Genomic DNA, 22,391 nt, shown 5'->3' with positions numbered 1-22,391 from the left:
GAGTGACCGACGGGCGATGTGTGCGATCAAGCCGGAAGAAATCAGCGCCGTCCTGCGGAAACGCTTGGAGGAGTTTACCGTAGAGGTCGAAACGGAAGAGGTCGGTACGGTCATTCAGGTGGGCGACGGCATCGCGATCCTCGAGGGTCTTGAAGGGGCGATGGCGAGCGAGCTCCTCGAGTTTCCGGGTGGGACCATGGGGATGGTCCTCAACCTGAACGAGGATTCCGTGGGGTCCGTCATCCTCGGTCCGTACCGCCACATTCGCGAGGGAGACATCGTCCGCCGTACGGGCCGCATCATGGAGGTCCCCGTCGGCGAGGCGCTCATCGGACGCGTGGTGAACCCCCTCGGGCAGCCCCTCGACGGGCGCGGCCCCATAGAGACAAAGGAATACCGCCGCGTCGAATCGCCGGCGCCAAGCGTCGTCGACCGGAAGAGCGTACACGAGCCGATGCTTACGGGGATCAAGGCCATTGACGCCATGATCCCCATCGGGCGCGGGCAGCGCGAGCTCATCATCGGGGACCGGAAGACGGGTAAAACCTCCATTGCCGTGGATACGATTATCAACCAAAAAGGGCAAAACATGATCTGCATCTACGTGGCCATCGGGCAAAAGGAGTCGTCCGTGGCCAAGGTCGTGGAGACCTTGCGGCAATACGGCGCGATGGACTACACGATCGTCGTATCTGCGGGCGCTTCCGACCCCGCGCCGCTTCTCTACCTCGCCCCGTATGCTGGCGTGTCCATGGGCGAGTACTTCATGTACAAGGGGATGCACGCCCTCGTCATCTACGACGACCTGTCCAAGCACGCAGCCGCCTACCGCGAACTCTCCCTGCTCTTGCGCCGCCCGCCCGGGCGCGAGGCCTACCCGGGTGACGTCTTCTACCTCCACTCCCGCCTTCTGGAGCGCGCGGCGAAGCTGAGCGACGAGCTGGGAGGCGGAAGCCTCACCGCCCTACCCTTCATCGAAACGCAGGCGGGCGACGTATCCGCGTACATTCCGACGAACGTGATCTCCATTACGGACGGGCAGATTTACCTGGAGCCGGACCTCTTTTACTCCGGGATCCGTCCGGCGATCAACGTCGGGCTATCCGTTTCCCGTGTCGGCGGTGCGGCGCAAATCCGCGCGATGAAGCGCGTGGCGGGAAGCCTGCGCCTCGACCTCGCCCAGTACCGCGAGCTTGCGGCCTTTGCCCAGTTCGGTTCTGATTTGGACAAGGCGACTTTGGCACGCCTGCGCCGCGGCGAACGCCTCACGGAGCTCCTCAAGCAGGACCGCTTCGAGCCCATGCCCGTAGAGAAGCAGGTGATCTCCCTCTACGCGGGGACGCGCGGCTACCTCGACGACATCCCCGTGGCGGACGTGCGCCGCTTCGAGCGTGAGCTCCTCGCCTACATCGAGACCGAACACCCCGAGCTCCTCGAACACATTCGTACGACCAAAGACCTCCCGCCGGAGGAAGACCTGAAGAAGGCGATCGAAACCTTCAAGGGGATGTTCCGCACGTCGGAGGCGACGGGGGCCTAGATCTGCGCCGAACGTGGCGGTAGGAGGTGAGAAGTCGCGATGGCCAAAGGGTTGCGGGAGCTTCGATCGCGCATTCGCAGCCTCAAAAAGACCCAGCAAATCACGCACACGATGGAGCTCATCTCCGCCTCGCGCTTGCGCCACGCGCAGGAGCGAGCCCTCCTCGCCAAGCCGTACGCACAAGAGTTGCGGCGCACGATCGCCGGCATAATGCGCGGGTTGGAGACGCGGCCGGATTACCAAGAACTCGTCTCCCGCCAGCCGCTTCTCGTGCAGCGCCCCGTGGAGCGCACGGCGTATCTCCTCATCACCTCGGATCGGGGACTTGCGGGGGCGTACAACGCCAACCTGTTCCGCTTCCTCTTGCGCACCCTCGAAGAGCGGCACGGCGGAGATCGGTCGCGCTTCGTCCTCATCGCCGTAGGTCGGAAAGGGCGGGACTTCTTCCGCCGCCGCGGATTTCCCGTGGTAAAAGAGGTTACCGGCCTGAGCGATTTTCCGCGCTACGAAGACGTGCAGGAGATCGCCAAAGGGGCGGTGCAGGCCTTCGCCGAGGGCGTATACGACGAGCTCGTTCTCGTGTACAACGCCTTTCACAGCGCGCTTGTACAGCGCCCCACGGCGGTGACGCTTCTCCCCTTGGGCAAAGGGCTCTTTCAATCCCAAGAAGACGCTTCCGAGGCGGTTTCGGAGGGGGAAGCGGAATACGAGTTTGAACCCTCGCCGGATGCCGTTCTTCAGGTACTCCTGCCTCGCTACGCGGAAGCGCTCATCTTTTCCGCCGTACTCGAAGCGAAGGCGGGCGAGCACGCGAGCCGCATGGCGGCGATGCGCAGCGCTACGGACAACGCGAAGGAGATCATCCGCACGACGACGATTCGCATGAACCGCGCCCGTCAGGCGGCGATTACCCAGGAAATTTCCGAGGTCATGGCCGGAGCGGAGGCGCTCAAGGGGTAAAGCGGCGTCCGCTTTCCCGGCGAGCGGCCTCCCGAGTCATCCTCGAGCGTAGGAGAGGTGTCCATGGAGACGAAAAAGGGCAAGGTGCTTCAGGTCATGGGCCCGGTTGTCGACGTCGTCTTTGACGACGGCCACCTGCCGGCGATCTACAACGCCCTGCGCATCGACTACGAGCCCGACCGCGAAGGGCGCATTCCCGTGCACCTCACGTTGGAAGTCGCACAGCACCTCGGGGACAACGTCGTGCGTACGATCGCCATGTCCTCCACGGACGGCGTCTTTCGGGGAATGGAAGTCGTAGACACGGGCGGGCCGATTACCGTCCCCGTAGGTCCGGAGGTTCTCGGCCGCCTCTTCAACGTGCTGGGGGAGACGATCGACCACAAGGGTCCCGTGGAGGCGCGCGAGCGGCGGCCTATCCACCAACCCCCGCCCCCCTTTGAGGAGCTCTCCACGAAAGACGAGATCCTCGTGACGGGGATCAAGGTGATCGACCTCCTTACGCCCTACCCCAAGGGCGGGAAGATCGGCCTCTTCGGCGGTGCGGGCGTGGGCAAGACCGTGCTCATCCAAGAGCTCATCAACAACATCGCGATGAAGCACGGCGGGTTGTCCATGTTCGCGGGCGTAGGCGAGCGGACGCGTGAGGGAAACGACCTCTACCACGAGATGATCGAAGCGGGCGTCATCGACAAGACGGCAATGGTATTCGGACAGATGAACGAACCTCCGGGAGCGCGGTTCCGCGTGGCCCTCACTGCCCTCACGATGGCCGAGTACTTCCGTGACGTCGAAGGCCGTGACGTCCTTCTCTTCATCGACAACATCTTCCGTTTCGTGCAGGCCGGGGCCGAGGTATCCGCCCTTCTGGGCCGCATGCCGTCGGCCGTAGGGTACCAGCCGACGCTCGCGACGGAAATGGGCCAACTTCAAGAACGCATCGTATCCACGGTTCGCGGGTCCATCACGTCGATCCAGGCGATTTACGTCCCGGCCGACGACTACACGGACCCCGCTCCGGCGACGACCTTCGCCCACCTCGACGCCACGACGAATCTCGAACGGCGCATTGCGGAGATGGGGATCTATCCGGCCGTGGATCCGCTTGCCTCTACCTCGCGCCTCCTCGATCCGAGCATCGTCGGCAAGGAGCACTACCAAGTAGCCCGGGGCGTACAGCAGATCCTCCAGCGCTACCGCGAACTCCAAGACATCATCGCCATCCTGGGGATGGAGGAGCTTTCGGAGGAGGACAAGATCGTCGTCCACCGGGCGCGGCGCATCGAGCGTTTCCTTTCCCAACCGTTCCACGTGGCCGAGCAGTTTACGGGCACGCCCGGAAAGTTCGTGCCCCTGGAGGAGACGATCCGCGGTTTCCGCGAAATCCTCGAGGGGAAGCACGACGACCTTCCGGAGCAGGCCTTCTACATGGTGGGTACGATCGACGAGGCCGTGGAGAAGGCCAAGGCCCTCGTATAAGGGGGTGCGCCGGTGTATCCGACGCGCACGTTTCACCTGGACATCGTTACCCCCGACCGCAAGGTTTTTTCGGGGGAGGTCGTCTTCCTCTCCACGCGTACGGTCGAGGGTGGTCTCGGAATTGCGGCAAACCACCTTCCCCTCGTCGCCACGCTCGACATCCACGCGGCCGCCTTGCATTTTCCGGACGGATCGCGGAAACTCGTCTCGGTCTGTGGCGGCATCCTCGAGGTGCGGAGGGACCGCGTGACGATTCTCGCCGAGGCGGCAGAACTTCCGGAGGAGATCGATCTCGACCGTGCGCTGCGCGCCAAGCTCGAGGCGGAAAAGGCGCTCCAGAAGGCGCGGGATGTGGAATACACGCGCGCTGAGCTCGCCCTTCGGAGGGCGCTCGTACGGCTGCAGGTCGGATCGAGTGCAGAGGGCGACTGACCTTTTCCGGATGGCCGGGGCTTTCTTGGTACAGCCTCGGTTTTTTCTTTGTGCGGCCTTTCTGTTAGACAACAGGAGGGGAACCTGGTATAATCCCAAAGTAAACGCGCGGGTTAACTCTACCGACATAGAGAAAACGAGGGAGGGGGGTTTACGTGCCGGCGAACTACCTCACATCGCTCCTCGCGCTCCTCATCTTCACCGTGTTGGCCTTTGGCGTTCCGGTGGTCGTCATCCTCCTCAACGACCTCCTCGCGCCGAGGCGTGTGTACGAAGAAAAGCTTGCCATTTATGAAAGCGGTAACGTGGCGCAAGGGGACGCCCGCGTCGCGTTCCGCGTAAAGTACTACCTCTACGGGCTTCTCTTCGTCACCTTCGACATCGCCGTCTTGCTCGTTACCCCCGCCCTCCTCGTTCTTTCCGGACGCGGGTGGACGGCCGCGGGAATCGTCCTGGGCTTTTTCTTCTTCCTCGTCCTCGGGTACGCCTACGCATGGCGAAAGGGGGCCTTGGAATGGAAGTAGGGCGCGACTTCGACCTCGGACTCGAAGGGCTGCCGGAAGCGGACGTAGAGGAAGTGAAGCGCAACGTCCTCTTCACCTCCCTCGATCGCCTCTTCAGTTGGGCGCGCTCGAATTCGCTCTGGCCCCTCACGTTCGGACTCGCCTGCTGCGCGATCGAGATGATGGGAACCAGTGCCGCCCACTACGACGCCGACCGCTTTGGCGTCTTCTTCCGCAACTCCCCCCGGCAGGCAGATGTGATGATCGTCGCAGGGACCGTGACGAAGAAGATGGCCCCGCTCCTCCGCCGCCTCTACGACCAGATGGCCGAGCCGAGATGGGTGATCGCCATGGGGAGCTGTGCGACGGCGGGAGGGCCGTACATCAACTCTTACGTGGTAGTCAAAGGCGTCGACCAAATCGTTCCCGTAGACGTGTACATTCCCGGCTGCCCGCCCAGCCCTGTAGCCCTCATTTACGGAATTAACCGGCTTCAGGACAAAATCCGCTACGAGGCACGGCGAAAGGGGGCGGAGATGCTCCGTGGCTGAGCACACCGCTTTGCCCGATGCCCAATCCTTCCTCGACCGAGTGGTGGCCCTCCTGCGCGAGCGCTTCGGCGAGTCGGCCGTTTCGGAACCGCACGTAAATGAGAAGAGCCGCAACCTCCCGACGCTGACCGTCGCGCGGGAGGTGTGGCACGATGCGGCCCTCCTCCTCCGCGACCACCCGGAAACGGACTTTTCGTTTTTGAACAACCTCCACGGAACGGACATGGGGAGCTATTTTGACGTCTTCTACGTCTTGCAGTCTTTTCGCCATCCGCACCTCCTCGCCGTTCACGTTCGCGCGGAGCGCGACAACCCGCGCGTGCCTTCTGTGGTGGACGTTTGGCCGGCGGCGGATTGGGCGGAACGGGAGACGTACGACCTCTTGGGGATCGTCTTCGAAGGCCATCCGGATCTTCGGCGGATCCTCCTCCCCGAGGATTGGGTGGGGCATCCGTTGCGCAAGGATTACGTGCCGTACGACGAGGGGGTGTAGGCGGTGCTCCGAACAGAAGAATACGTGCTCAACGTGGGGCCGCAGCATCCGAGTACGCACGGCGTCTTTCGCATCATCGTGAAGCTCGACGGGGAAACCGTTGTGGACGCCGAACCGGTGATCGGCTACCTGCACCGGGGAACGGAGAAGCTCGCGGAAAACCTCACGTACACGCAGATCATCCCCTACACCGACCGTATGGACTACCTCTCGGCGATGATCGGGAACTACTCCCTCGTCTACGCCGTCGAGACGCTCATGGGGATCGAGGTTCCCGAACGGGCGGAGTACCTCCGCGTCATCGCAATGGAGCTCAACCGCATCGCGAGCCACCTCGTCTGGTTCGGCACCTTTCTCCTCGACCTCGGGGCGATCACGCCGTTCCTCTACGCCTTCCGCGAGCGAGAGAAGATCGTGAACTTCCTTGCCGAGTTGTCCGGTGCCCGCCTTACGTACAGCTACATGCGCATCGGCGGAGTAAAGTGGGATATCCCCGACGAGACATGGCCCGCGCGCGTAAAGTCCTTCCTCGAAAACGATTTGGAACGCACGATGCAGGAATTTTACGACCTCGTTGTCGGCAACGAAATCGTCCAGGCACGACTCAAAGGGGTGGGCCGCTACGACCGGGAAACGGCCATTCGCTACGGCCTTACGGGCGTAAACCTGCGGTGCACGGGCGTGCCGTACGACGTGCGTCGTGCGAAGCCCTATTCGATCTACGACCGCTTCGACTTCCGCATTCCCGTGCGGAGCGAGGGGGACCTTTGGGCGCGCATGAACCTCCGCCTCGAGGAGATCGTGGAGTCGAAGCGCATCGTCCTCCAGGCCCTCGAAGGACTTCCCGAGGGGCCGGTCATGGGCAAGGTTCCCAAGCTCATCCGTCCCCCCGCCGGTGAGGTGTACGTTTCTGTAGAAATGCCCCGCGGCGAGCAGGGGGTGTACATCCTCAGCGACGGAAAGTCCCCCCATCCTTACCGCATTCATTTCCGTCGTCCCTCGTTCCACAACCTCCAGATCCTGCGCGAACTTCTCATTGGCGAAAACGTCGCGAACATGATCGCCATCCTTGGCGGCATCGACATCGTCCTCGGGGAGGTGGATGCCTGAATGCCGGGAGTGCTCGCGGGGCCCCCGAACGTTACGACCTTTCTCTGGCTCACCGTCGCCGCCCTTGTCCTCCTCTCGCTCATCCTCCTGTACGCTACGTACGCGATCTACGTGCACCGTAAGCTCCTCGGGTTCATGCAGAGCCGCTTGGGTCCGAACCGCGTGGGGCCGTACGGCCTTCTCCAGACGATTGCCGACGCCGTAAAGCTCCTCGCGAAAGAGAGCATCATCCCCGCGCAGGTGGACCGCCCCCTGTACCACCTCGCCCCCGTGATCGCCTTTGCACCGGCGTTTCTCGTCTTCCTCGTGTTGCCTTGGTCTTCCACGCTCCGCTTTTCCGACTTTGCTGTGGGGCTCCTCTTGTACATCGCCGTATCGTCCCTCACTACGGTGGGCGTGCTCATGGGCGGCTGGTCTTCGAACAACAAGTGGTCGCTCATCGGGGCCATGCGCTCGGTTGCCCAAATGCTCGCCTACGAGATCCCCCTCATCGTTTCCGCCTTAGGCGTCGTCGTGCTCGCGGGGAGCCTCAACCTCACGGACATCGTAGAGGCCCAGCGGAAGGTCTGGTTTGTGTTTCCCCAAATCGTCGGATTTCTCGTGTTTGCCGTCGCCGCGGTGGCCGAGCTCAACCGATCGCCCTTCGACCTTTCTGAAGCGGAGTCCGAGCTCATCGGCGGATACCTCACGGAGTACGGCGGCATGCGTTTCGCCCTCTTCATGCTCGGAGAATACGTATACCTCTTGGCCATGGGAGCGCTCGCAACGGCCCTGTACTTCGGTGGTTGGTATCCGCTTCCCATCGGGGGCACGCTTCCGGGGCTAGACGCGGTGCCTGGGTGGATCTGGTTCCTCCTCAAGGCGCTCCTCCTTTCCTTCGTGCCCTTTTGGTTTCACGCGACGTTTCCCCGCATGCGCATCGACCAGCTCATGGTCTTTTCTTGGAAGGTTCTCCTCCCCGTTTCCCTCCTCAACCTCTTCGCGACGATCGTATACCGAGCTTTCGCAGCATGAGGTTCGAAGCCCCCGAAAAGCGCCTGTGGGGTGAGGTCGGAGTTCCGCGAAACCGAAATTCGGGAGGTGGCGCACGTGAAGGTCCCCGGCGTTCTCAAGGGGCTCGGGGTCACTCTGCGGGAGCTTTTCGAACCCAAGGTAACCCACCTCTACCCCGACGAACCGTACGAGTTTCCCAACCGCCTACGCGGAAGCCACGTCCTCTACGTGGACAAGTGCATCGTCTGCAACCAGTGCGCCAACGTCTGCCCTACGGGTGCGATTACCTTGGGGGGAAAGCCCAACCCCGACCCGACGAAGAAGGGCAAGGTTTTGGATTTCTACGAGATCAACTACGAGATCTGCATCTTCTGCGATCTGTGTACGGAAGTTTGTCCGACGGACGCGATCACGATGGCCGCTACCGTCGAGCATGCGGCGTACCGACGGGACGACCTGCACAAGGACATCGTCTGGCTCGCGGAAAATCCGCATAACCTCGCCCACGTGCGGAAGGAGACGAGCCGCCGGTGATGTGGAGCTATGCGTTTTTCCTCCTCTTCGCGTTACTCACCTTAGGCAGCGCGTTTCTGCTCCTCTCCCTGCGGAAGACCCTTCACGCGGTGTTTGCCGCCATGGGGGCCTTCCTCGGATTGGCCGCCCTCTACTTCCTTCTTGGGGCGGAGTTCGTCGCCGCGGTTCAAATCCTCGTGTACGCGGGTGCCGTAACGATCCTCGCCGCATTTGGCGTGATGCTCTCCCGCCATCGGGAGGAAGGGAGGACCACCACGGGGGAGATCCTCGGGCTCGTCTCCGCCCTGAGCTTTTTCCTCCTCGTGGCGGCGTTTCTCTGGAAGGCGCGTTTCCCCCTCCTTGGTGCGCCCGGAGAGGGGTTTGTCCGCCTGCACGACATCGGAGAACTCGCCTTTGATCCCGCCTACGGCCTCGCCGTTGTCCTCGGGGGGCTCCTTCTCGCTCTCGCCCTCATAGGGGCCGTCCTCGTCGCAAGGGAGGATGAACCATGAGCGCGTCGCTTCTCCAATACCTCCTCCTCGGGGCGATGCTCGTCGCCTTGGGGCTTTACGGCGCGTTTACGCGGCGCCATGCGGTGCTTGTGCTTTTGTCCTTAGAGGTGATGCTCGGCGGCGTCGTCCTCAACTTTCTCGCCTTTTCCCACTACCCCCTCGTTTCCCCGGGGGCGATGGCGAATCCCGGCGTCCTTCAACTTCTGGCCCTGTTTACGATCGTAATTGCGGCGGCGGAGCTCGCCTTAGGGCTTGCGGTGACGATTTCCCTCGCACGCCTTACGGGAACCTCTTGGGCCGACGAGTACGATTCCCTCAAACACTGACCTACCGCAGAAACGGAGGTGTGCTCGGCGGTGGACCTCCTCGGCTTAGGGTATCTGGTCGTCCTCGCACCGCTCGCGTCGTTCGCCCTTCTCCTCGCCTTCGGCCCCTCGCTCGGCCGTCGCGCCCATTTCGTGGGGATCGCGGCCACCCTTTTCTCCGCCGGGGCCGCCACGCTCCTCCTCGTTCGCTTCTTGCAAGAGGGGCCGGTGGTCGGGCCGCGGCTTACGTGGCTCACCTTGGGCGATCTCGTCGTCGACGTGCGCTTCGAAGTGAGCGCCCTGAGCGCGATCATGCTCCTCACCGTTTCTCTCGTGAGCTTCCTCGTACACGTGTATTCGGTTGGGTACATGGAGGGCGATCCTCGGTATCCCGTCTTTTACACGCACTTGAGCCTCTTCACCTTTGGGATGCTCGCCCTTGTGTTTTCTGCCAACATGCTCGCCCGTTACCTCTTTTGGGAAATCGTGGGTCTCGCCTCTTTCCTGCTCATCGGGTTTTGGTTTGAAAAGCCTGCTGCGCGGGAGGCCGCGAAAAAGGCCTTCCTCGTCACGCGCGTAGGCGACGTCGGCTTTTTTGCCGCGTTGCTCTTCATCTTTGCCTACGTGAAGAGCTTCGACGACGCCGACCTCTTTGCCGCCGTATCGGGAGGGGTGATTCCCGATTGGGCCCTTACGGCCATCGCCCTCCTTCTCTTCCTCGGGGCGGTAGGGAAGTCCGGGCAGTTCCCCCTTCACGTGTGGCTGCCGGATGCCATGGAGGGTCCGACGCCGGTTTCCGCACTCATTCACGCGGCCACGATGGTCGCCGCCGGGGTGTACCTCGTCGCCGCCGCCTACCCCGTATTCCTCGCGGCCCCCTACGCCCTCGATGTCGTCGCCTGGGTTGGGGCCTTTACCGCCCTGTTTGCCGGGACGATGGGTTTGGCGGAGTACGACATCAAGCGAGTCTTGGCCTATTCGACGATCAGCCAACTTGGACACATGACGCTCGCCCTGGGCGTCGGGGCGTACGTCGCGGGGCTCTTCCACCTCACGGCCCACGCGTACTTTAAGGCGCTCCTCTTCCTCGCCGCCGGGAGCATCATCCACGCCACGGGGACGCAGGACATTCGCGAGATGGGCGGCCTCCTTCGTCGCCTGCCGCGAACGAGTATCGCCTTTTTGGCCGGCGCGCTTGCCCTCGTGGGCATTCCTCCGTTTGCCGGGTTCTTCTCCAAGGAGTTCATCCTCGAGCGTACGTTGGAGGCCAACCCCGCCCTGTACGGCATGGGGCTGGCTGCCGCGTTCGTCACCGCCCTCTACGTCGGGAGGCTTGTCGGCTACGTGTTTTTCGGCGAGAACCGCACCCCCCATGGGGTGCACGAAAGCCCGCCCGTCATGCTCGTCCCCCTGTACGTCCTCACCGCCTTCGCCCTCGGGTATGGGTTTTTGGAAACTCCCTGGGCACCGCTTCTCAGCCGTTTCTTTGCGTCAGACGGGACAGTTTCCGAAATCCACCCTCCCGTCTTTGGTCTGGACGTCCTCTTGGGGGTGAGCGTCGGACTTCTCGGGCTCCTCGTGGGCGGCTACGCCGTCCTTCAGGGGACGCGCCTTGCCCCGTGGGGCCGGTTCACCCGCCCCGTATTCCAAGTGCTCGCCCGCCGGTACTACATCGACGATTTCTACCACATCGTCTTCGTCCAGGGGGCGGTCGCCCTCGGTCGCGCCGCGCAGGCGATCCAAACCTTCGTCGTAGAAGGGACCGTCGCCCTCGTGGTCCTCGGAACGGAGGCCCTTGCGCGCCTCGGGAGCGCCGTGCAGAACGGACGCGTGCAGACGTACGGCGCCGTGGCCACCCTGGGCATCGCCCTTCTCCTCTTCTTGGCGCTGTGGAAAGGAGGGCTCTGGTGAGGTGAGCGACCTATTCCTGCTTCTCGCCCCCCTGGGGACGCTTCTTTTCGGCGGGATCTTCCTCCTCTTGCTCCTCCTCGTCGTCCCCCCCGAGCGACGGCTGGGTTTCCCCTATCTGGCCTCGGTGTTCGTCCTCCTCTCCTTCGCCTTTCTCGTAGGAGACGTGCAGAGGTTTCTCGTCGGGGGAACCCCCCTCCTCCCCTCCACCGCCCTTTTCGGGCGGCGGGCGCTGTTTTTGGACGGGTTTTCCGCGTTTTTCCAAGGGATTTTCCTCTTCGGCGCGCTCTTTTCCCTCCTCCTCACGCCCGGGCGTCGGGCGGAGGTGACTGGTGAATACGCCGAGCTCGAAGGAGAACGCTCGGCCCTCCTCCTTTTGGCGACCTTCGGCGCGGCGCTCATGGCGTCGTCCTACGACCTGCTCGTCCTCTTCGTGGGGATGGAGATCCTCACCGTAGCGGCGATCGTCCTCGTCGCCCTGCGGCGGAGGCGCACGGCCTCGCAGGAGGCGGCCTTTAAGTACGTCGTCTTTTCGGGGATCGCGAGCGGCATCTTCCTCTACGGGCTGTCGTTCCTCGTCGGCGTGGCTGGAGAGACGGACGTGCCGCGCCTGTTTCAGAGCTTTGCGGAAATGCCCTGGGACGTCTATCCCCTCGCCGTCCTCGGCGTCGTGCTCGTCTTTGCGGGGCTGACCTTCAAGATTTCCAGCGTTCCCCTCTACCTCTGGGCGCCAGACGTGTACGAGGGAGCGCCAACTTCGGCGACCGCCTTTCTCGCCGTCGTCTCTAAGGCGGCCGGATTTGCCCTTTTCCTCCGCCTGTTTTACCCCCTCTTCATCGGTCTCCCCGGAATGTGGAGCGGATTCTCCCAGCTCGTCGCCGGACTTGCGGCGTGGATTGGCGTCCTTACGATGTTCGTCGCCAACCTCGTGGCGCTTCGCCAGACGAACCTCAAGCGCCTTCTCGCGTACTCGAGCCTCGCCCACTCCGGGTACATCCTCGTCCCCTTCGCTGCCTCCAGTCCGCTCGCTCTGGAACAGATGCTCTTCTACCTTCTCGCCTACCTCTTCATGAATTTGGGCGCCTTTGCCGTGGCGGATGTCGTCTCGCGCGAACGCGGCGACGAGAGCCTCGACGCCCTCCGCGGCCTTTACCGCCGGCGCCCGCTCCTTGCGGCGTTTATGACCCTCTTCGTCCTCTCTTTGGCGGGGATTCCCCTGACTGCGGGTTTCACGGGAAAGCTCTACCTCTTCCTCGGCGCGATGTGGGGTGGGCAACGGGCGCTTGCCATCGCCATGGCGGCGGCGAGCCTCATCGCGTACGTGTACTACTTCCAGATTTTGCGTATGATCTTCATGCGCGAAGGAGAAAGTGAGGCACCCGTCGCCCTTCCGTGGCCACAGGCCGCCGTCCTCGTCTTCACGGCGATCGGTACGCTTCTCGGCGGAGTGTGGCCGGAGTCGTTCTTTCAAGCGCTCACGTGGATGTTCGGTGCTTAGGCGCAGTCACGTGGTAGTTCGAGGCGGTGGAGGACCTCCCTTCCACCGCCTCTTTTTTCGCGCATGGGGGAAGGGCGGTTTCCCCCCGCTGTACGAAACCGTATAATATGTCCAGGGAGGGCTTTTCGTGGACCTGCGGATCCTCGGCGTTTTTGCCCTCGTAAACATCTTCGCCGCCCTCGTCTTCGTCGTCGCCGCGTTCTGGGCGGTCGATGCCGTCCGTTGGGAGAACTTCGTAAAAGACCCCCACTCCCGCCGCACACGCACGCTCCGGGCGCTTTTCGCCTTGGCGCTTGCGGCGGTTTTGTCGTGTTTTTTTGCGCAGTACCTCCTTTGGTCTTGGGACCTGCGCCACCTCTTTGGCGGATGATTCGAGGAGGTTTCCCCCTACGCTTTTGGATGGGCGCCGCCGCCCGTGCACGGCCGGCAGGAGATCTGGCAGGAGGGGAACGACGTTGGCCCTGTACCGCATCGAAGGTGGGGTTCCGCTCACGGGAACAATTCGCGTAGGAACGGCCAAAAACGCGGTTCTCCCCATTCTTGCAGCGGCGCTGCTTGCAGAAGAGGGGACGACGGAACTCGAGGAAATTCCCAACTTGCGCGACGTGGCGACGATGGAAGCCGTTCTCGAATCCCTCGGCGTCCGCATCGAACGCCGCGGAACGACCCATCGCCTCGATGCCCGGGCCATCCACTCCACCGAACCCCCGGCGGAACTCGTCGGGCTCATGCGCGCCTCTGTACTCGTCATGGGCCCGCTGCTTGCGCGGATGGGCGAGGTACGTATCGCCTTACCCGGCGGCTGCAACATCGGAAGCCGCCCTATCGATCAGCACCTCAAGGGCTTTCAAGCCCTCGGCGCGGAAGTTCAGCTGGAGCAGGGGATCGTGACCGCCCGCGCCTCTCGCCTCCTCGGGACGACGATCTACTTCGACTTCCCGAGCGTAGGGGCGACGGAAAACGTGCTCATGGCGGCGACGCTTGCCCACGGAGAGACGGTGATCGAAAACGCCGCCCAGGAACCGGAGATCGTTGACCTCGCGAACTTTTTGAACGCCATGGGGGCGCGCATTCGCGGAGCCGGGACGGGGACGATCCGCGTAGAGGGTGTGTCTCGTCTTTCCGGGACTTCGTACCTCCCCATCCCCGACCGGATCGAAGCGGGGACCTACCTCGTCGCCTTTGCCCTGACGGGAGGGGAGGGGTACGTGGAGGGGGCGATCGCCGAACACCTCGTCCCCGTGATCGCAAAGCTTCGCGAGATGGGGCACTACCTCGAGGAGGACGAAGACGGGATCCGCATTGTGGCCACGCGGGATCCCAAACCGGTGGACGTGAAGACCCAACCGTACCCCGGATTTCCCACGGACATGCAGCCCCAGTTCCTCGCCCTGCTCGCTACCGTTCCGGGTACAAGCGTCGTCACGGAGACCGTCTTTGAAAACCGCTTCCTCCACGCCGCCGAGCTTGCGAAGATGGGCGCACGTATTCGTATAGAAGGCCGTACGGCCGTAGTCGAAGGGACGTCCCTCGTCGGAGCCCGCGTACGGGCCACGGACCTGCGCGCGGGGGCGGCGCTCGTACTCGCTGGACTCGCCGCCCGGGGGACGACGGAAGTTCTGGAGATCGTGCACATCGAACGGGGGTACGAGCGGCTCGAAGAAAAGCTGAAGGGCATCGGGGCCAAGATCGAGCGCATAGAGGACGAGGACCTCACACCCGAGCCGCCCCCCCTCTTTTTGCCGCGATTCCTCGCTCCGGGGGAAACCGTAGGCCGGGGGACGTAGCCTCGATCCGGCCTTTTGCTCGGTTCCCCCGGACGGATCTGGTTTTCCGTAAAAGGCCAAGGAAGCATGCGTGCCGGCCGGTTCGAACTTTCGAACCGGCCGGCTTTTGTTCTAAGAACGCCCATTTCCGCGTAGGTACCCGGTATGGGGTTCGGTACGGGGAGGTGGACGCATGCGAAGCCCTCGACGTCGGGATCCGGGAATTCGGAGGTGGCTCTTTATCGGCGCCGTTTCGCTCTTTGCCGCGGGAGGAGCCGGAATCGGGGCACACGTGCTTCGCCTTTCCCTTCCTCCGGGCGAGGGGCGCGCAGTGGTGTACCTCGCTCCCGTGGACTCATCGGATGAGCACGCGCCTCCGGATCTTGTCGTATCCGTCTTTCGCACCCAGAGCAAACGCGTAGAACAGGTGGCCCTGGAAACGTACGTCGCGGGCGTAGTCGCCGGGGAAATGCCCGCGAGTTTCTCGCCCGAAGCGCTCAAGGCACAGGCGGTCGCCGCACGAACGTACGCCGTGTACCGTTTGGGGCTCGCGGGAACGGCGGCAACAAAGTCTGCCCTGCGCGACGACGACTGGGACCAAGTCTACCACGATGAGGCCATCCGCAGGGGAAAGTGGGGCGAGGCGTACCCCACGTACGACGAAAAGGTATGGGCAGCCGTGCGCGCCACGGAAGGGGAGATCCTCACGTACAAGGGCACCCCTGCGGAAACCCTGTACTTTGCCGTGAGCAACGGCCAGACGGACGACGCCCGAGACGTGTTCGGCGGCGATCGCCCCTACCTGCGCAGCGTTCCTTCTCCTTGGGATCGAGAGGCGCCGACATACCACAAGGTCTTTCGATTTTCCCGTGCGGAGGTGGCAAAGAAGCTTGAGGTTGCCGTGGACGAGCTCGCCCGGGTCGTGGTTGTCGAAGAGACGGCGGGCAAACAGGTGAAGCGCATCCGCATCGGTTCCCGCGAATGGGCCGGCAAGGAGGTGAGCCGCCGGCTCGGCTTGCCTTCGGCGACCTTCCGCATGCGCGTCGAAGGCGATGCCGTAATCGTGGATACGTACGGCCACGGGCACGGCGTGGGGATGAGCCAGTGGGGGGCGGAACGCCTCGCCCGCGGGGGAAAGACGTACGAGGCGATTCTCGCGTACTACTATCCGGGTACGGCGCTCACCCGCATCGGCTCTGCGGGGGCGGTGGCCACCCGGGAGCCCCCTCGAACGCCGTAAGATCCGAAGAGATGTGCGGTGCAGGCGCGGGGAAAGGTTCGGGGAGGTTTAAACCCTCTGTTCCTTGTCCAAGATGGGGTGTGAGGTGATGCTCCGTGGACAAGGAACACGCACGCGAGACGCAAGAAAGTGGGCAAAGTTCTTCGACCGCCCACGCCGCAGGAGGCAACGGACGCGAAGACCGCATGCTTTCGCGCCTTGCGCGAACCTTCCGCAGCCTGCCCGCACAGAAGTGGTTCTTTCCGGCCGTGTACCTGGGAGCCGCGGCCCTCCTTTTGAGCCTCGTGTTCTGGACGGGGAAGCAGGCCTTCGTCCCGCAGACGGGGGAATCTCCCCGGACCGTTGAGGAGGCGCAAGGTCCGTCTTCCGAGGAGGCGCATGTGGTACCCACCGCGGAAGAAGCAGGGGCGTACGTTTGGCCCGTGTCCGCCGAAGAGGAGATCGCGGTCGTCCGTCCCTACTACGACGACGAACACCTGAGCGACGCCGACCGAGCGAAGGCCCTCGTCTCTTTTGCGGGAAGCTACTATCCGAATCGCGGGATCGATTTGGCGCGCAAGGACGGGAAGCCCTTTGCCGTACTCGCGGCAGCCCCCGGAAAGGTCGTCCGCGCCGAACGCGACCCGCTCGTCGGGTACGTCGTATGGATCGCCCACGAAGACGGACGTACGACGGTCTACGAGAGCCTTGCGGAGGTCAAGGTCAAGGTCGGCGACGCCGTAGAACGCGGCACGGCGATCGGTACGGCGGGGACCGCGGCGTTCGACAAGGATGCGGGCGTCCACCTCCACTTTGAAGTACGGAAGGGCGATCGTCCGGAAAATCCTGCGGCCCTCCTCCCTCCGCTCCCCCGCTCGTGACCCTCTGTACCTTCGGAGAACGGAGGTCTACGCATTTTGCGGGGCCCATATACTGTAGCAACTCGCGGGGTCCGAGGGGCGAGGGAGGCGAGGGGTTTGCATGATTACATCCGAGAACGCACGCTGAAGATCGCCCAGCACCTCATCGAGACGCGGAAGACTGTGCGGGCGATCGCCAAGGACTTCGACATTTCCAAGAGTACCGTACACAAGGACCTCACCGAACGCCTGCCGGAAATCCACCCCGAGTTGTGGAAAGAAGTCCGAGAAATTCTCGAGTACCACAAACAGATTCGGCACCTCCGGGGCGGAGAGGCGACGCGGAGGAAGTATAAACGCGAACGCGTTCTCGGGGAAGCCTACGGGGAAGTCCAGGAGGATTCGCGGTAGGCGGCCCCGGTTTTTCTTTTTTTTCTTCTTGCGCTATACTGATCGTATACTGGGGAGGATGTGCGCGCCTTCTTCGCAACGCGCGCATGGGGGAGGCCGCCGCGCGTGATCACGCGGGACATCGGCATTGATTTGGGTACGGCCAACGTCCTCATCTACCAGCGCGGGAAAGGGATCGTCCTCGACGAGCCGTCGGTCGTCGCCCTTTCGGAAAGCGGGGAGGTTTTGGCCGTAGGAAGAGAAGCCTACCGCATGGTCGGGCGAACCCCGGGGAACATCGTCGCCGTGCGCCCGTTGCGCGACGGGGTGATCGCCGACTTCGAGGTTACGGAAAAGATGTTGGCTACGTTTTTGGAACGCGTGGGTTTGCGCGGGTTCTTTCGCCGCCCGCGCGTTTTGGTCTGCGCGCCGACAAACATCACACCCGTAGAACAAAAGGCGATTCGCGAGACGATCGAGCGGACGGGAGCGCGCGAGGTATGGATCGAACAAGAACCCAAAGTGGCCGCAATCGGCGCCGGGCTGGACATCTTCCAACCTTCGGGAAACATGGTGATCGACATCGGCGGCGGTACCACGGACGTGGCGGTATTTTCCATGGGCGACATCGTCGCCGCGGCGTCGATCAACGTCGCGGGGGATAAGTTCGACGCGGCGATCATGCAGTACCTGCGGAACAAACATCGCCTGCTCGTGGGAGAGCGTACAGCGGAGACGATCAAGATCGAGATCGGCGAGGTCTATCCCGGCGTGCGCAACGCCTCGCTCGAGGTGCGCGGAAGGCACATGGTGACGGGTTTGCCGCAGACGGTGATGATCACTTCCGAGGAAGTGCGTACCGCCTTGCGGGAGGCCACGGAGGAGATCGTCGCGACGGCGCGTTCGGTCCTCGAGCGGACGCCGCCGGAGCTCGCCGCGGACATCATCGACCGGGGGATTCTGCTCACCGGGGGAGGAGCCCTGATCGCGGGGATGGACCGGCTTCTCGCAGAGGAGCTCAAGGTTCCTGTGTTCATCGCCGACGATCCCATGACCGCCGTCGCCCGTGGCACGGGCGTCCTCCTCGAGCAGATGGACAAGCTCATGCGGCCGCGCGGCGGTCGCTAGGGGAGGGAAGGACGTGCTCAGGGGTGCAGACGCCGCAACGGCGGGCTTTCTCCTCGGGATGCGGAGGGGCGAGATTCTCACGCACAACCTCGTAAACGCCGATACTCCCGGCTACCGGACGGAAGATCCCGTCGTTCGCGGCTTTGCGGCCGTGCTCTTCGAAGAAATCCGTCGGACCCGTCGCCCGCTCGGCGAAGGCGTGCTTTCGGCGTACGTGGCGGGTACAAGGTCGCGGTTCACCCCCGGCCCCCTCGTGGAGACGGGTCGTCCGCTGGACTTCGCGTTTGAAGGTGAGGCGCTACGTCCCGCCGGTGCGGTCCCCTTTTTCCTCCTCGTGGACCCCGAGGGCAACCTGTACGCCACGCGAGATGGGCGCTTCGTCCCGGGCGAAGACGGATTCCTCTACGGCCCAGGCGGACTGCGCGTCGCGGATGACGCGGGCAATCCGATCTACCTCGGCGGTGCGGCGTTCACCGTTGGTCCGGGTGGCATCCTCGACGTCTCCGGGAGGATCGTTCGCCTCGGCGTGGTATCCTTGGGAGGCGAGGCTCCAGCGCCCCTCGCAAGCCTCGACCGCGTCGGCGGCGGCGTGTTCCGCCTGACGGACGTAGCGGTCGGAGGGCCTTGGCTTCCTCCTGAGGGGGTTACCGTACGGAACGGCGTGTACGAAGGCTCCAACGTCGACCTCGGGCGCGAGCTCCCGGCCCTCATGGCGAACTTGAGGTTTGCCGAATTCAGCGGCAGAAGCCTTGCGTCTGCCTACGAAGCCCTGCAACGGCTTTCCGACGCCGCCGGACGCTGGTAATCGGATCCTCGGCCCGAAGAAGGAATCCCCGATGTGGGAGAGAAGAGGAGAAGGGGGCCTCTACCCGTGGAGCGAAGCTTCGCACTGTCCGTTCAGGGATTGGTTGCCGGCTATCGCCAGCTCGACGTTCTCGCGCACCGCATCGCCAACCTCGACACCCCCGGGGCGCTGCCGCGGGAGGCGGTTCTCGAAGAAAACCCCGGACTTCGGTTTACCCTCTTGCCTCCGGAAAGCGACCCGCGCGGTGTGTACCTGGGCGCGGGGATCCGCTTGGCCGCTACGCCGCTTGGGGAAGATCGGAGAATTCCCGTGGAAACCGGAAGTGCAACCGACCTCTTTGCCGAAGACGGGGGGTGGTTCGCCCTTCGGTCGACGGACGGGGGTGAGGTGGTGTACGCCCCCACCCTTTCCCTGACGCGTATTCCCGGTGCGGACGGAGATCGCCTCGCGGTAGGGCGGTACGTTTTGCTCGCGGAGGGTGGCGAGCCGCTCGTCCTTCCTCCCGGGGCGGCATTTCGCGTGGACGGAGAAGGAAGGGTATTCGTACGGGAGGGAGGGGGCGAACGCTTCCTCGCGCGCATTGCCGTGGGACGCCTTGCCAATCCCGACGCCTTGCGCCCGATAGGGGACGGCCTTTACGCGTCCGGCGCAGGCGTTCTCGAGTTTTCGCTTCCCGTGGCTGTTCGCCAAGGAGTTCGTGGGGTTCCCGGCGACGCGGAAGTGCTCGCCCGAACGCTTCCCGCGGCGCGCTACCTTTCCCTGGCGGCCCGGACGTTGGGCGTTGCGGACGCCTTTGCGGGGATGGCCGCCGATCTCGTTCGGAGGTAGATGCGATGCCACAGGCGACGTCGGGTCCTCCGTCGCGTACACCCCCGCAGGGGCGCTCCCCCCGGAGGCAAATTCGTTGGGGGAGGGTTGCGGCGCTCGCCGTCCTCCTCGTCTGGACGCTCGCCTTCGTAGGCGGGGTGTTTCTCGGGTACGTCGTTTTCGGAAAGGGGTCCGTCCTCGGATTCTTTTCTGGGAGTACCTGGGGGCACCTCTTCCGCTTTCTCACGTCGCTTTGAGCGGTTTCCATCCGGATCGGGAAGGGAGTCGATGCGCGTGCGGGATGTCTCGTGGATCACGGAGATTTTGCCCCACCGTCCGCCGTTTCTCCTCGTGGACCGAATTCTCGAGTTGGATCCCGGGCGGCGTGCCGTGGGGATCAAGGCGGTTTCCATGAGCGATCCGGTTCTCTCCGGGCACTTCCCCGGGTACCCCGTGTACCCCGGTGTGCTCGTCGTCGAAGCTCTTGCGCAGGTGGGTGCGCTCCTCGTCCTCGAAAGCCAAAGGGATCGAAATCTGCTCGCGATGTTCGGCGGGATCGACCGCTTTCGTTTCCGCCGCCCCGTGGTTCCCGGCGACGTCCTACGTCTGGAGGTCGAGCTCCTCTGGCAGCGCGGTAGGGCCGGAAAGGGATACGGAAAGGCGAGTGTAGAGGGGGAAGTTGCTGCCGAGGGCGAACTTTCCTTCGGCCTCGTCCCCCGAGAGGCTCGAGCTTCCGAAGGGGTGGATGCCCGATGAAGGTGCGCAAGGCCATCATTCCTGCGGCTGGCCTGGGGACGCGCTTTCTTCCCGCGACGAAGGCCATGCCCAAGGAGATGCTTCCCATCGTCGACAAACCGACGATCCAGTACATCGTCGAAGAGGCGGCGGCATCGGGCATCGAGGACATCATCGTCGTGACCGGAAAGGGAAAGCGGGCCATCGAGGACCACTTCGACCGCAACCTGGAACTCGAGGCGATTTTGCGGGCCCGAGGGAAGGAAGACCTCCTCAAGGAGGTCCTCCGCTCTTCTGAACTAGCGGACATCCACTACATCCGGCAAAAGGAACCCCGAGGGTTGGGGCATGCCGTATGGTCGGCGCGGAAATTCGTCGGCGACGAACCCTTTGCCGTGCTTCTCGGCGACGACCTCATCGTCGCCGAAAAGCCGGGTCTCCGCCAACTCCTCGACCTTTACGAGCGGTACCGCGCCTCGATCCTCGCCGTGCGTCCGGTTCCTTCGGAAGAAATCCATCGCTACGGGGTGATTGCCGGGAAGGAAATCGCTCCCGGGCTTTACGCCGTGGAAGGGCTCGTGGAGAAACCCTCCCCGGAAGAAGCCCCTTCGAATTTGGGGATCGTAGGCCGATACGTCCTCACGCCGCGTATTTTCGCCATCCTCGACGAACTTCCTCCGGGGCGGGGCGGCGAAATCCAGCTCACGGACGCCATCGCCCGCCTCAACGAACACGAGGCGGTATACGCGTACGTGATCGAAGGCGAGCGCTTCGACGTAGGCGAGAAGCTCGATTACCTCATCACTTCCATCGAATTCGCCCTGCGGCGGGAAGACCTGAGGGCTCCCTTGCTCCGCTTCCTCGAGGAACGCATTCGCCGCGAGCGGGAGGAGCTTTCTCCGCGGGGAAGTGGGCGGGGTCGTTCGGCGCGGGAGTAGCTCCGCGGCCGCAGTCGTTCCCGGGGGTGCGCGGGATGGTAGGTAGGTATTGGGCGGGCATCGAAGCCGGGGGGACGAAGTGGCTCCTCGCCGTAGGCGGACGGTCGGGTCCTCCCCTCTGCACATGCCGCATCCCAACGGAAGATCCCGAGCGGACCGTCCGTCGCGTTGCGGAAACGCTCGCCGCATATCCGTTGGTCGCCGTGGGGCTGGGAAGCTTTGGCCCCGTCGGCGTCGTTCCGGAACGCCCGGACTACGGTGTGCTCCGGGCCACGCCGAAGCCCGGTTGGCAGGGATTTCCCTTGCGTGCCCGCCTGGAAGAGGTCCTCGGCGCCCCCGTGCGCGTGGTCACCGACGTCGCCGCCGCCGCGTGGGGGGAGCTGCACCTCGGTTCTGGGGTCGGACTTCGTTCCCTCGCCTACGTCACGGTAGGGACGGGGATCGGCGTGGCTTACGTAGAGCGGGGTAGGTTTGTCGGCGGAGGCGGGCACCCGGAGTTCGGACACATCTTTCTCCCGCGTGCCGATGGGGACGATTTTCCCGGAGCATGTCCGTACCACAGGTCTTGCTGGGAGGGACTGGCCTCTGGTTTTGCGGTGGAACGGCGGACGGGAAGGCGGGGCGAAGAACTCGCCGAAGACGACCCCGTATGGCCCACGGTCGCCCACTACGTCGCCCACGGCCTCCTTGCGGTGACGTACGCCTACGCCCCCGAGAGGATCGTCCTCGGAGGCGGAGTAGGAAGCCGTCCGGTCGTGCTTCGGCTGGTACGCGCCAAGTTCTCCGCTCTTCTGGCGGGGTATACTTCTTTCGACGCCCCAATGCACGCGGAGACGTACCTCGTGCCGCCGGCCTTGGGAGATCGTTCGGGGGTGCTCGGCGCCCTCGCTTTGGCGCGCGAAGAATTTCCCGCCTAGCCGGCGCAGCGGCGGAGAAGGAGGAAGGG

The 22,391-nt window shown here is 63.8% G+C and carries 26 protein-coding genes; all 26 read left to right on the top strand.

Annotation, left to right across the window (positions count from 1 at the left end; genetic code table 11):
- Positions 1–16 precede the first annotated feature (16 nt).
- The 26 genes from atpA to C7438_RS07345 all read left to right on the top strand — a co-directional run bounded on the left by atpA (position 17) and on the right by C7438_RS07345 (position 22,362).
- Positions 17–1,540: a F0F1 ATP synthase subunit alpha gene (atpA, locus tag C7438_RS07470; protein WP_121444749.1), complete on the top strand. Its 1,524-nt coding sequence runs from the start codon at positions 17–19 to the stop codon at positions 1,538–1,540.
- Positions 1,541–1,579: 39 nt separating this feature from the next.
- Positions 1,580–2,500: an ATP synthase F1 subunit gamma gene (gene atpG / locus C7438_RS07465; RefSeq protein ID WP_121444748.1), complete on the top strand. Its 921-nt coding sequence runs from the start codon at positions 1,580–1,582 to the stop codon at positions 2,498–2,500.
- A gap of 63 nt (positions 2,501–2,563) precedes the next feature.
- Entirely contained in the window at positions 2,564–3,979 is a 1,416-nt protein-coding gene (atpD, locus tag C7438_RS07460; protein ID WP_121444747.1) for a F0F1 ATP synthase subunit beta, read from the top strand.
- A gap of 12 nt (positions 3,980–3,991) precedes the next feature.
- Positions 3,992–4,411, top strand: a complete 420-nt coding sequence (gene atpC, locus C7438_RS07455) for an ATP synthase F1 subunit epsilon (RefSeq protein ID WP_121444746.1) — start codon at positions 3,992–3,994, stop codon at positions 4,409–4,411.
- A 155-nt stretch (positions 4,412–4,566) separates the two neighbouring features.
- On the top strand, positions 4,567–4,935 hold the full coding sequence (locus C7438_RS07450) for an NADH-quinone oxidoreductase subunit A (protein ID WP_121444745.1): 369 nt from the start codon (positions 4,567–4,569) through the stop codon (positions 4,933–4,935).
- Positions 4,926–5,465 carry a NuoB/complex I 20 kDa subunit family protein gene (locus C7438_RS07445; protein ID WP_121444744.1) on the top strand — a complete coding sequence of 180 codons (540 nt, stop codon included), beginning with the start codon at positions 4,926–4,928 and terminating at the stop codon, positions 5,463–5,465. The genes C7438_RS07450 and C7438_RS07445 overlap by 10 nt, the downstream gene beginning before the upstream one ends.
- A complete protein-coding gene (locus tag C7438_RS07440; RefSeq protein ID WP_121444743.1) occupies positions 5,458–5,958 on the top strand; it encodes an NADH-quinone oxidoreductase subunit C in 501 nt (166 codons plus the stop codon). The genes C7438_RS07445 and C7438_RS07440 overlap by 8 nt, the downstream gene beginning before the upstream one ends.
- 3 nt (positions 5,959–5,961) lie before the next feature.
- Complete coding sequence (locus tag C7438_RS07435; RefSeq protein ID WP_121444742.1) at positions 5,962–7,068, top strand: NADH-quinone oxidoreductase subunit D; 1,107 nt, start codon at positions 5,962–5,964, stop codon at positions 7,066–7,068.
- On the top strand, positions 7,069–8,082 hold the full coding sequence (gene nuoH / locus C7438_RS07430; protein ID WP_121444741.1) for an NADH-quinone oxidoreductase subunit NuoH: 1,014 nt from the start codon (positions 7,069–7,071) through the stop codon (positions 8,080–8,082).
- Positions 8,083–8,157: 75 nt separating this feature from the next.
- Positions 8,158–8,595, top strand: coding sequence for a NuoI/complex I 23 kDa subunit family protein (locus C7438_RS07425; RefSeq protein ID WP_121444828.1), 438 nt, complete (start codon positions 8,158–8,160; stop codon positions 8,593–8,595).
- Positions 8,595–9,086, top strand: coding sequence for an NADH-quinone oxidoreductase subunit J family protein (locus C7438_RS07420; protein WP_245956580.1), 492 nt, complete (start codon positions 8,595–8,597; stop codon positions 9,084–9,086). The genes C7438_RS07425 and C7438_RS07420 overlap by 1 nt, the downstream gene beginning before the upstream one ends.
- Positions 9,083–9,412: an NADH-quinone oxidoreductase subunit NuoK gene (gene nuoK / locus C7438_RS07415; RefSeq protein ID WP_121444739.1), complete on the top strand. Its 330-nt coding sequence runs from the start codon at positions 9,083–9,085 to the stop codon at positions 9,410–9,412. The genes C7438_RS07420 and nuoK overlap by 4 nt, the downstream gene beginning before the upstream one ends.
- Positions 9,413–9,442: 30 nt before the next feature.
- A complete protein-coding gene (nuoL, locus tag C7438_RS07410; RefSeq protein ID WP_121444738.1) occupies positions 9,443–11,302 on the top strand; it encodes an NADH-quinone oxidoreductase subunit L in 1,860 nt (619 codons plus the stop codon).
- A gap of 1 nt (position 11,303) precedes the next feature.
- Complete coding sequence (locus tag C7438_RS07405) at positions 11,304–12,797, top strand: NADH-quinone oxidoreductase subunit N (protein WP_170143637.1); 1,494 nt, start codon at positions 11,304–11,306, stop codon at positions 12,795–12,797.
- Positions 12,798–12,924: 127 nt separating this feature from the next.
- The gene (locus C7438_RS07400; RefSeq protein ID WP_121444736.1) at positions 12,925–13,167 is read left to right on the top strand and encodes a DUF1146 family protein; all 243 of its coding nucleotides are present in this window, start codon (positions 12,925–12,927) and stop codon (positions 13,165–13,167) included.
- A gap of 85 nt (positions 13,168–13,252) precedes the next feature.
- Positions 13,253–14,584, top strand: coding sequence for a UDP-N-acetylglucosamine 1-carboxyvinyltransferase (gene murA / locus C7438_RS07395; protein WP_121444735.1), 1,332 nt, complete (start codon positions 13,253–13,255; stop codon positions 14,582–14,584).
- Between the two features lie 172 nt (positions 14,585–14,756).
- Positions 14,757–15,803 (top strand): stage II sporulation protein D, encoded by a 1,047-nt coding sequence (gene spoIID / locus C7438_RS07390; RefSeq protein WP_121444734.1) that lies wholly within the window; start codon positions 14,757–14,759, stop codon positions 15,801–15,803.
- 95 nt (positions 15,804–15,898) lie between these two features.
- Entirely contained in the window at positions 15,899–16,663 is a 765-nt protein-coding gene (locus C7438_RS07385; protein ID WP_121444733.1) for a M23 family metallopeptidase, read from the top strand.
- Positions 16,664–16,759: 96 nt separating this feature from the next.
- Positions 16,760–17,053, top strand: coding sequence for a sporulation transcriptional regulator SpoIIID (spoIIID, locus tag C7438_RS07380; RefSeq protein ID WP_121444732.1), 294 nt, complete (start codon positions 16,760–16,762; stop codon positions 17,051–17,053).
- 105 nt (positions 17,054–17,158) lie between these two features.
- Complete coding sequence (locus tag C7438_RS07375; RefSeq protein ID WP_121444827.1) at positions 17,159–18,160, top strand: rod shape-determining protein; 1,002 nt, start codon at positions 17,159–17,161, stop codon at positions 18,158–18,160.
- 13 nt (positions 18,161–18,173) lie between these two features.
- Positions 18,174–18,965, top strand: a complete 792-nt coding sequence (locus C7438_RS07370; protein ID WP_121444731.1) for a flagellar hook-basal body protein — start codon at positions 18,174–18,176, stop codon at positions 18,963–18,965.
- A 66-nt stretch (positions 18,966–19,031) separates the two neighbouring features.
- Positions 19,032–19,793 (top strand): flagellar hook basal-body protein, encoded by a 762-nt coding sequence (locus C7438_RS07365; protein ID WP_121444730.1) that lies wholly within the window; start codon positions 19,032–19,034, stop codon positions 19,791–19,793.
- Between the two features lie 5 nt (positions 19,794–19,798).
- Positions 19,799–20,029 carry a DNA-directed RNA polymerase subunit beta gene (locus tag C7438_RS07360; protein ID WP_121444729.1) on the top strand — a complete coding sequence of 77 codons (231 nt, stop codon included), beginning with the start codon at positions 19,799–19,801 and terminating at the stop codon, positions 20,027–20,029.
- Between the two features lie 37 nt (positions 20,030–20,066).
- Complete coding sequence (gene fabZ, locus C7438_RS07355; RefSeq protein WP_211322150.1) at positions 20,067–20,528, top strand: 3-hydroxyacyl-ACP dehydratase FabZ; 462 nt, start codon at positions 20,067–20,069, stop codon at positions 20,526–20,528.
- Positions 20,525–21,445 (top strand): UTP--glucose-1-phosphate uridylyltransferase GalU, encoded by a 921-nt coding sequence (gene galU / locus C7438_RS07350; RefSeq protein WP_121444727.1) that lies wholly within the window; start codon positions 20,525–20,527, stop codon positions 21,443–21,445. The genes fabZ and galU overlap by 4 nt, the downstream gene beginning before the upstream one ends.
- A 35-nt stretch (positions 21,446–21,480) precedes the next feature.
- Positions 21,481–22,362: an ROK family protein gene (locus C7438_RS07345; protein WP_121444726.1), complete on the top strand. Its 882-nt coding sequence runs from the start codon at positions 21,481–21,483 to the stop codon at positions 22,360–22,362.
- The last annotated feature ends 29 nt before the right edge of the window (positions 22,363–22,391 follow it).

The organism is Brockia lithotrophica (assembly GCF_003633725.1).
Classification (GTDB): domain Bacteria; phylum Bacillota; class Bacilli; order Thermicanales; family DSM-22653; genus Brockia; species Brockia lithotrophica.
Note: the sequence above shows the minus strand (reverse complement) of the source record. Positions and strands in the feature narration are given on the sequence as shown.

What these genes read in the sequence shown, in the direction of transcription:
- atpA (WP_121444749.1), top strand. Translation starts at nt 17, where the DNA reads ATGTGTGCGATCAAGCCGGAAGAAATCAGCGCCGTCCTGCGGAAACGC.
- atpG (WP_121444748.1), top strand. Translation starts at nt 1,580, where the DNA reads ATGGCCAAAGGGTTGCGGGAGCTTCGATCGCGCATTCGCAGCCTCAAA.
- atpD (WP_121444747.1), top strand. Translation starts at nt 2,564, where the DNA reads ATGGAGACGAAAAAGGGCAAGGTGCTTCAGGTCATGGGCCCGGTTGTC.
- C7438_RS07445 (WP_121444744.1), top strand. Translation starts at nt 4,926, where the DNA reads ATGGAAGTAGGGCGCGACTTCGACCTCGGACTCGAAGGGCTGCCGGAA.
- nuoH (WP_121444741.1), top strand. Translation starts at nt 7,069, where the DNA reads ATGCCGGGAGTGCTCGCGGGGCCCCCGAACGTTACGACCTTTCTCTGG.
- C7438_RS07420 (WP_245956580.1), top strand. Translation starts at nt 8,595, where the DNA reads ATGTGGAGCTATGCGTTTTTCCTCCTCTTCGCGTTACTCACCTTAGGC.
- nuoK (WP_121444739.1), top strand. Translation starts at nt 9,083, where the DNA reads ATGAGCGCGTCGCTTCTCCAATACCTCCTCCTCGGGGCGATGCTCGTC.
- spoIID (WP_121444734.1), top strand. Translation starts at nt 14,757, where the DNA reads ATGCGAAGCCCTCGACGTCGGGATCCGGGAATTCGGAGGTGGCTCTTT.
- C7438_RS07360 (WP_121444729.1), top strand. Translation starts at nt 19,799, where the DNA reads ATGCCACAGGCGACGTCGGGTCCTCCGTCGCGTACACCCCCGCAGGGG.
- galU (WP_121444727.1), top strand. Translation starts at nt 20,525, where the DNA reads ATGAAGGTGCGCAAGGCCATCATTCCTGCGGCTGGCCTGGGGACGCGC.
- C7438_RS07345 (WP_121444726.1), top strand. Translation starts at nt 21,481, where the DNA reads ATGGTAGGTAGGTATTGGGCGGGCATCGAAGCCGGGGGGACGAAGTGG.